At 65.5% G+C, this 3784-nt stretch carries 1 protein-coding gene; it reads left to right on the forward strand.

Annotated elements, in window-relative coordinates:
• Nucleotides 1–3460, forward strand: a 3460-nt coding sequence (locus VGP39_RS14690) for a molybdopterin cofactor-binding domain-containing protein (protein ID WP_327568830.1), incomplete at its 5' end; no start/stop codon positions are given.
• Nucleotides 3461–3784: the final 324 nt, after the last annotated feature.

Here is a 3784-nt window from a genome sequence, read left to right on the forward strand (position 1 = left end):
CATCAAGATCACAGCCGACGGTTCAGTGACCGCCTATAACGGCCACGTCGATCTCGGAACCGGCATCCGCACCGCGCTCGGACAGATCGTCGCAGAGGAACTCGACGTGTCCTTTGCCCGCGTCATCGTCGTGCTCGGCGACACCACACGCGTTCCCGATCAGGGGCCGACCATCGCCAGCGAAACCATCCAGATCACGGCGGTGCCGTTGCGCAAGGCCGCGGCGCAGGCCCGGCTGTTCCTGCTGACGCGGGCCGCCGCGCGGCTTGAACTCCCGTTGAGCGATCTCACCATCGAAGACGGCCTGATCCACGGCCACAACCGAAGCGTCAGCTATGGCGAGCTGATATCAGGCGAAGCCATCCGTCTTGAGCTGGCCGACGACGTCGCGGTCAAGGATGTCGGCGCCTACACCATCGTCGGACAATCGGTGCCGCGCGTCGATCTTCCGGCCAAGGCAACCGGCGAACCGGTCTATGTGCATGACATGCGCATGCCCGGCATGTTGCATGGCCGCGTGGTGCGTCCACCCTATGCCGGCGTCGATGCCGGCGATTTTGTCGGCAGCAGCCTGATCGCGGTGGATGAGACATCCGTTCGCGATATTCCCGGATTGGTCGCGGTGATCAGGATCGGCGATTTCGTCGGGGTTGTCGCCGAGCGCGAGGAGAATGCGGTCAAGGCCGCCGCGCAGCTCGAGGTCAGCTGGAAATCGACGCCGACATTGCCGGACCTGAAGGAACTCGAGACCGCGCTTCGCGCCAATCCATCGACGCCGCGCGTGCTGATCGACAGAGGCGACGTCGACGCCGCCATTGCGGCTGCAGAAAAGGCGATGCAACGGACTTATGTCTGGCCGTACCAGATGCACGGCTCGATCGGGCCGTCCTGCGCGGTGGCGGATGTCCGGCACGATGGCGTTCGGGTGTGGTCCGGCACGCAGAATCCGAATCCCCTGCGCGCCGACCTCGCGATCTTGCTGCAGCGGCCGGAGAACGAAATCGACGTGATCCGGATGGAAGCCGCCGGCTGCTACGGCCGCAACTGCGCCGACGACGTTTCGGCCGACGCCGTGCTGCTGTCGCGCGCGGTCGGCCGGCCGGTGCGCGTTCAGTTGACGCGCGAGCAGGAGCACGCGTGGGAGCCGAAGGGCACCGCGCAACTGATCGACGTCAATGGCGGCCTCAATGCCGACGGCAGCGTCGCGGGTTACGATTTTGCGACACGCTACCCTTCCAACGGCGCGCCGACGCTGGCGCTGCTGCTGACCGGCATGATCCCCGCCGTGCCCGACATCTTTCACATGGGCGACCGCACCGCGATTCCGCCTTACGATTACGATGCGATGCGCGTAATTGCGCATGACATGCCGCCGATCGTGCGCGCCTCCTGGCTGCGCGGCGTCTCGGCGCTGCCCAACAGTTTTGCGCATGAATCCTATATCGACGAGCTTGCGGCCGAAGCCGGCGTCGATCCGATCGAATACCGGCTGCGTTATCTGAAGGACCCGCGCGCGGTCGATTTGGTCAACGCGGTGGCCAAACGCGCCGAGTGGACCTCGCGCCCGGTCTGGAAGCAGCCGGTTGCGGAAGGCGACATCGTGCGCGGACGCGGTTTTGCCTATGCGCTTTACGTCCACAGCAAGTTTCCCGGCTATGGCGCGGCGTGGTCGGCGTGGATCGCCGACGTCGCCGTCAACAAGGCGACCGGCGACGTCAGCGTGATGCGCGTGGTGGCGGGCCAGGATTCCGGACTGATGATCAACCCGGACGGCGTGCGCCACCAGATCCACGGCAACGTCATCCAGTCGACCAGCCGCGCGCTGATGGAGGAGGTTTCGTTCGACCGCGCGTCGGTGGTGAGCCGCGAATGGGGCGCCTATCCGATCATCAAATTTCCGGACATTCCGAAGATCGACGTCTTGATGCTGCCGAGGCCAGACCAGCCGCCGCTCGGCGTCGGCGAATCCGCCTCGGTGCCGAGCGCGGCTGCCATCGCCAACGCCATCTTCGACGCGACCGGCGTGCGGTTTCGCGAACTGCCATTCACGCCGGAGCGGATTCTTGCGGGATTGCGCGGCGGGCAGCCTGCACCGCAAGCCGCGTTGCCGGGAGTGGCGCCTCCAAGACCGGTCCCGCGCCCGCATCAAAATCCGTTCGCCAAGCCGCTTGGCGCATTTGCAAGCGTAGCTGCGATGACCGCCGCGGTGGTCGGCATTGCCGCGCTCGCGCTGCCGTGGCGGTCGATCGCGCCGATCGCCCGGCCGGACCCGGCGGCGTATTCGGCCGCAACGATCGCCGGGGGTCGGCAGCTTGCCGCGCTCGGCGACTGCGCGGTGTGCCATACGCAAGCCAATGGCGCGATCAATGCCGGCGGCCGCGCCATCGAGACGCCGTTCGGCGTCATCTACTCGACCAACATCACCCCCGACCCCGAGACCGGGATCGGCGCGTGGTCGTATCCCGCCTTCGAGCGCGCAATGCGCGAAGGTATTCATCGCGACGGCCGGCATCTCTATCCGGCGTTTCCCTACAACCATTTTGCCAAAACCAGCGATGCCGACCTGCAGGCGCTCTATGCCTATCTGATGGCGCAGCCGGCGGTGAAGTCGGTCGCGCCTGAAAACAAACTGGCGTTCCCGTTCAATCTGCGTCCGCTGATGGCAGGATGGAATGCGCTGTTTCACGATAACGTGACGTTTGCGCCGATTGCCGCGAAATCGGCGACATGGAATCGCGGCGCTTACCTCGTCGAGGGGCTCGGCCATTGCGGCGCCTGCCATTCGCCGCGCAATGCGCTCGGCGCGGAGAAGGCCGAGGCCTATCTCGCCGGCGGGTTCGCGGAAGGGTGGGAAGCGCCGCCCCTGACGTCGCTATCGCAGGCGCCGATCCCATGGAGCGAGGATGAGCTGTTCGCGTATTTGCGAACCGGCGAGTCCCGCTTTCACGGCACAGCCGCCGGTCCGATGGCGCCGGTTGTGAAGGAACTGGCTGCGCTGCGCGACGACGACATTCGCGCCATGGCGGTTTATCTCGCTTCGTTCAACGGCAAGCCGATCGACAAGCCGGGCCAGGAAGTGCTGGCCGCCAAACTCGAAACCTCGACCGGCACGCGCACCGTCTCGCCATCATCGTCGGCCGGCGCGCGGCTCTATGAAGGCGCCTGCGCGGTTTGCCATGAGGTCGGCGGCGCGCCGCTGTTCGGCTCGAGGCCTTCGCTGGCGCTGAACAGCAATCTGCATAGCGCCCTGCCGGACAATCTTGTCCAGGTCATCCTGCACGGCATCGCGGCGCCGGTGTCGAGCGATCTCGGCTACATGCCCGGCTTCAAGGACAGTTTTAACGATCAGCAAATCGCCGAACTGGTGTCCTGGCTGCGGCGGCAGTTCGCCCCCGATAAACCGCCCTGGACCGGTGTGGAAGCGGCGATCGGCCGGGCAAGGCAGGCGACCGCACGCTGAATCGCAGCCCAGAACTGCCGCGCCTAAAGCATGATGAAGGTTGAAGCGGTCCTTACCCTCCCCTGGAGGGGAGGGTCGGCGAGCATCGCCAGATGCTCGACGGGGTGGGGTGACAGCCTCCAACTTGGGCACCGTTCGCGAGGAGAGACTTTCACCCCACCCCGCCGCGCCTTCCACGCGCGTCGACCCTCCCCCTCCAGGTAGGGGAATCGCATGTGCATGAACAAATAAGGAATCGCCGACGGTTTTGGTCGATATGTTCGTCCAACGATTCACCTTTGTTCACGCTTCGATTCACACATGCGATTACCCTGCCCCTCCAGG

This window comes from Bradyrhizobium sp., assembly GCF_036009065.1.
Taxonomy (GTDB): domain Bacteria; phylum Pseudomonadota; class Alphaproteobacteria; order Rhizobiales; family Xanthobacteraceae; genus Bradyrhizobium.